This is a genomic window from Rahnella perminowiae (genome assembly GCF_019049755.1).
In the GTDB taxonomy this organism is placed as follows: domain Bacteria; phylum Pseudomonadota; class Gammaproteobacteria; order Enterobacterales; family Enterobacteriaceae; genus Rahnella; species Rahnella perminowiae.
On sequence record NZ_JAFMOS010000315.1, the window covers coordinates 1 to 4364 of the forward strand.

The following is a 4364-nucleotide window of genomic DNA, read 5'->3' on the forward strand; positions in this document are numbered from 1 at the left end:
GCGATATTCCCGGTAAAGGGAATGCTTTATCAAAAGCCATCAACATCATAGATAACGGACTGATAGCCGGTTTAAGTCGCGAAAAAGGTGATCCTGAATTAGTGGATAACCTCGAAGCACTTTATTCCTATATGGTCCGCCGTTTATTGCATGCAAATTTACACAACGATCAAGAGGCCATCGCTGAGGTGCTGACCCTGCTTGAAAATATCGCCGATGCCTGGCGGCAAATCGGCCCAAACTACCACCCGTCGCAGGACCAATATAATGGATCAACATCAGTATCTGGTTAATGAATATCAACTGATCCTGTCTTTAAGCGAGCAGATGTTGCGGCTGGCGAGAGAGGAAAAATGGGATGAGCTGGTTGAGCTCGAAGTCAGTTACGTGAAAGCAGTAGAAGCTACTACCAGATTGCCGATGTCAGAACAGACATCGATAATGATTCAGAATGATGTCCGCCGCTATTTGCGCATTATTCTGGATAATGAAACTACAATTAAAACATTATTACAGGCCCGGATGAATAAACTCACCGAGCTGATTGGTCAGTCGTCCCGACAACAACAAGTGAATACGACTTACGGAAAGATTGACCTCCGTTCGATTGCCTTTGGCGATCACCAATAATAATTATTTTTTGTTTGTTTTTTATTCCAATATTTCTTGTGCAAAAATAAGCTTTCAGAGGCAGAGAGCGCCTGGCTGCCAGGGCTGGTTCTCTCTGCCTTGTCCCATAATTTATATGCATCAACCGGCAGCCTGTTTGTATTCGCAAAGCGGGAATTTTTTATCAGGCAGCAAACCACAGGTTGCCGTCGTCATTTTCGGGCATCATCATCATGGTTCGTAAAATAAAAGTGACTCCAGGGATAGGAACCATTTCTCTGCTTATTCAGCATAGTGAACTTTTTATTCATGATGTTTATATTAATAAGCCACAACTGGTTCTCATTCAGAACGGAAGCCTCTCCATTACGAACCAGAGCCAGCAAGTGACATTGCAGACGGGCGAAATGCTGGTGCTTAACAGCGGGCAAATGCTGAGCATGACTCACCATTTATCCGGAAATGGCCCTTTCAGCTGCGCAATCATGGCATGGGATCATCAATTACTCAGTGATGCGGGCCTTCATGCGACCGGCTTTAGCCCGCCACTTATTGCTGTTGATACCCTGCAAGTTATTCCGCACATCCCCGGCGCTTTCAAACAAAGTTTTACCGACACTCACTCAGCCATACTCTGGCATCACGGACTGCCCGCACCGATAACCCGTCACCGCATGCTCGAACAGTTACTCTGGTTGTCGCAACTGGGTGTACGTTATTCCATGCAGCACAGTGAAAGCGTGACAGATAACGTACGTGAATTATTAGTCAATAATCTGCATAAGTCATTTACTGCCGCCGAAGTGGCAGAAAAGCTGATGATGAATGAAGTGATGCTGCGCAGACGTCTGGCGGGTGAAAATTGTGTACTGCGAAACCTGATGATCGATGTACGCATGACTCACGCGCTGCGTCTGCTGCAATGCACGGATCTGGCAATTTCACATATTGCCCATCAGGTAGGCTATGAAAGTGGCTCGCGTTTTGCCGAGCGTTTCCGCAAGCGTTTCGGGTTCGCGCCAACCGCGATCCGGGGTCATTTACGCCCCCTTTCGACTCCTGCACTTCTCACAACCGACGATATATAACAACTCGCGCCAAACCGACACAACCCAAAAATTTGAGTAACATCACACAATATTTGATTACCAGATGTTAACGGAATATCATACACGCCGTTATTTTCTTATGTTCAGGGGCTGGTTGTGCACGTTTGGTGGGAAGTGATTAAAACGATTTACTGGGGCGGGCTGGGCATTGCAGTCTTGTTCACTTTGCTGGTGAGCCGCGACACGATAAAAATAAGGCTGTTAACTTCCGGTATTATCGGGTTTACCTGGCCGATGAGCCTGCCGGTCGTCCTTCTCTTTTCTCTGTTCTGAACCCGTCTTCGCTACAGACACGTTAGTGTAAAGAACCCGGCCTGCAGACCGGGTTCTGATAACAGCATTGCAAGGGTTATTTGCGGGTCTGCACCCAAAATCCGTGGATCAAACCCGGCAGGTAACCACAAAGTGTCAGAATGATGTTCAGCAGAAATGCACCACCGAAACCGTTGCCAATCAGCACACCCAATGGCGGCACAAGAATTGTGATCAATACTCTCCAGAATCCCATCTTATTCTCCCTTTGTTTATCATTGCTTTGTTTATCATAAAGAATGGTAGCGCATGAAAAATGAAACGGGCATCAGATGAAACCTAATTGATCAGCGCCAGCATGATTTCCACCTCCTGTCGCGTTTTTTCCAGCATTTCGCTATCGCCGTTGCGACGTTCTGCATCCGACACCTGATGGATCTGGCGCATTTGCCATCTCACCTGATTCTTTTGTTCTGCCGTCATACTGCGGCACATCACGATAATAAAGTTTCGCAGCATCATTTGTTGCATGGCAGTTTCTTCAGCGTGCTTATTGACCGACATGACCAAATCTATAACATGTTTTTCTGCCATTGCAGATCCCGGTGGGGGTATAGTCAGGCCAAACTAACATGGTCTGACAACCGCTGATGGCGACAGATGATGTGTTTAACGCCGCTATTTCTGCGCATAGAATTTACCCGGATCTCCCGATTATGTTTTCCATCGATCAAGTATTTAAGCGCCTGTCCGCTTCACCTTTTCGTCAGCGTTTCCATCTCGGCGTAAAAGAGTACCGGTATTGTCAGGATAAAGGGCCGGAAACGGTCAGCCGGCATGCGGCGGATTTTATGGCTAAGCGTCTTGCTCCGGCTGAGCCGGAACATGACGGTAAACAAACGCCGATGCGCGGTCACCCGGTGTTTATTGCCCAGCATGCGACGGCCACCTGCTGTCGCGGCTGTCTGGAAAAGTGGCATTCCATACCCGCTCATACTGACATGACAGTCGCGCAACAGGAGTATGTCGTAACGGTCATTATGCACTGGCTTCATCAGGAAATGCAGCGCCCTGCTCCGGTGGCTAAGGCGCAAAAGGCTGGCAAAAAAACGTCAGCTAACCCGGATAAGGCACAACAACTGAATTTGTTGTAAGAGGCGCATCACACTCGTTAAAAAATAAAAGGTGATAATCATCACATTTTTTCTGCATTTACAAACTTAACCGCAATCCTACTCTATAATTTTAAAGGAATAAGAATTGTGCGACGGGTTGCCTTCAGCACGCCCTTTGAAGTCTTTCTTTTGCAGTCTTTCGGATGAGCTTTTCCAGGTGAAATGAGTTTTATACTTGTTGTCAGGATAATTGCCCGTATTGGGAAAAGGAGGATGCATGTCTGAGTATCATTATTTACTGGTTGGCGGAAGCCGCAACGGACAACGGCATGTTGATAAACAACATCAGTTTTCGTTGTGCTTTTGGGAAGACGCAGCACAGAACGCAGAACGCGAGTTTTATGGTAAACGTAACGAACGCTACAAAGTTAATCCGGAAAAGGGTGCAGACGGAAACTGGTATCTCGTGGGCTATTGTGGCAACTGTTCGAAGATTAAAGCCGACGAATTAACCACCCAGGCGCTCACCAAGCACGTGAAACCCCTGATGTAATCTTGTTTTTGATAGCCATAAACCCCGCCTTTGACGCGGGGTTTTGTTTTCAGACTCCGGCTGCGTCTCAGGCCGCCACTCCCTGAATGTTTCGGGCAAAAAATGCAACATGCCCTCCTACCCTAAAATGTGCTTCATGATGCCCCAGGCGACCGAGAGGGGCAATACGCACTATCTCACCCTCAAATTCACCATCATGAATACTGGTGATCGCAACATCCAGCTGATAGCTGGCCGGATGTACGCCTACCGGAAACGTGAGCAATTTGATCCTGTCACCGACCTCAAACCGCGTAAGCAGTGGCAAAGGTGCCTGTTCGAACAGATCCTGATCCATATGTGACTCCTTGTTTTCCAGTGGGATTCATTAGAGGATAGAATATGTTGCCGCGTCCTGCAGGATAGCGGCGTGAAGCACTTCTCTCTTTCAACATTTATATCGCGCAAAAGCTGGCACAGATGAATGATGTAGCCCGCAAATGATAAGGATCCCCCGTGCAAAAATTGACGCCACAACAATGCATCATACTGACCGGATTTACCGGCATCCTGCATGGCGAATTTGAGTGGTTTCACCAGGATTTGGAAAAGCGGCTTGACCGGGAAGTTCAGACCTCAGAACTGGGATACCCGGAGTTTATGGCAGAGTGCCGCAGTTTGTACGAAGAAGATTTTAACCGCCTGATGCCGGAGTAAAAAAGAAAGGCCGGGCAAACAACGTTGCCC

The 4364-nt window shown here is 47.6% G+C and carries 10 protein-coding genes; 7 read left to right on the forward strand and 3 right to left on the reverse strand.

Going from position 1 to position 4364, the window contains the following annotated elements; translation table 11 throughout:
* The 4 genes from fliS to J1785_RS03070 all read left to right on the forward strand — a co-directional run.
* On the forward strand, nt 1-293 hold a 293-nt coding region (gene fliS / locus J1785_RS03055), incomplete at its 5' end, for a flagellar export chaperone FliS (protein ID WP_217218781.1).
* Nucleotides 268-630, forward strand: a complete 363-nt coding sequence (fliT, locus tag J1785_RS03060; protein WP_129951488.1) for a flagella biosynthesis regulatory protein FliT — start codon at nt 268-270, stop codon at nt 628-630. The genes fliS and fliT, both read left to right, overlap by 26 nt.
* A 212-nt stretch (nt 631-842) precedes the next feature.
* Nucleotides 843-1697: a helix-turn-helix transcriptional regulator gene (locus J1785_RS03065; RefSeq protein ID WP_217218782.1), complete on the forward strand. Its 855-nt coding sequence runs from the start codon at nt 843-845 to the stop codon at nt 1695-1697.
* A gap of 117 nt (nt 1698-1814) precedes the next feature.
* Nucleotides 1815-1991, forward strand: a complete 177-nt coding sequence (locus tag J1785_RS03070; protein ID WP_013575783.1) for a GhoT/OrtT family toxin — start codon at nt 1815-1817, stop codon at nt 1989-1991.
* A gap of 76 nt (nt 1992-2067) precedes the next feature.
* Here J1785_RS03070 and J1785_RS03075 read toward each other — a convergent pair whose 3' ends face one another.
* The gene (locus tag J1785_RS03075) at nt 2068-2226 is read right to left on the reverse strand and encodes a YqaE/Pmp3 family membrane protein (RefSeq protein WP_015690040.1); all 159 of its coding nucleotides are present in this window, start codon (nt 2224-2226) and stop codon (nt 2068-2070) included.
* Between the two features lie 83 nt (nt 2227-2309).
* The gene (locus J1785_RS03080) at nt 2310-2564 is read right to left on the reverse strand and encodes a hypothetical protein (RefSeq protein ID WP_129951490.1); all 255 of its coding nucleotides are present in this window, start codon (nt 2562-2564) and stop codon (nt 2310-2312) included.
* A gap of 122 nt (nt 2565-2686) precedes the next feature.
* Here J1785_RS03080 and J1785_RS03085 point away from each other — a divergent pair, with 122 nt between their 5' ends.
* Both J1785_RS03085 and J1785_RS03090 read left to right on the forward strand, forming a co-directional pair.
* Complete coding sequence (locus J1785_RS03085; protein WP_238483047.1) at nt 2687-3124, forward strand: DUF4186 domain-containing protein; 438 nt, start codon at nt 2687-2689, stop codon at nt 3122-3124.
* A 238-nt stretch (nt 3125-3362) separates the two neighbouring features.
* On the forward strand, nt 3363-3638 hold the full coding sequence (locus J1785_RS03090; RefSeq protein WP_013575787.1) for a hypothetical protein: 276 nt from the start codon (nt 3363-3365) through the stop codon (nt 3636-3638).
* A 67-nt stretch (nt 3639-3705) separates the two neighbouring features.
* On the opposite strand, the gene J1785_RS03095 is transcribed toward J1785_RS03090, so the two are convergent.
* Entirely contained in the window at nt 3706-3975 is a 270-nt protein-coding gene (locus J1785_RS03095; protein WP_129951492.1) for a hypothetical protein, read from the reverse strand.
* A 158-nt stretch (nt 3976-4133) separates the two neighbouring features.
* Here J1785_RS03095 and J1785_RS03100 point away from each other — a divergent pair, with 158 nt between their 5' ends.
* Entirely contained in the window at nt 4134-4334 is a 201-nt protein-coding gene (locus tag J1785_RS03100; RefSeq protein WP_129951493.1) for a DUF7736 domain-containing protein, read from the forward strand.
* Nucleotides 4335-4364: the final 30 nt, after the last annotated feature.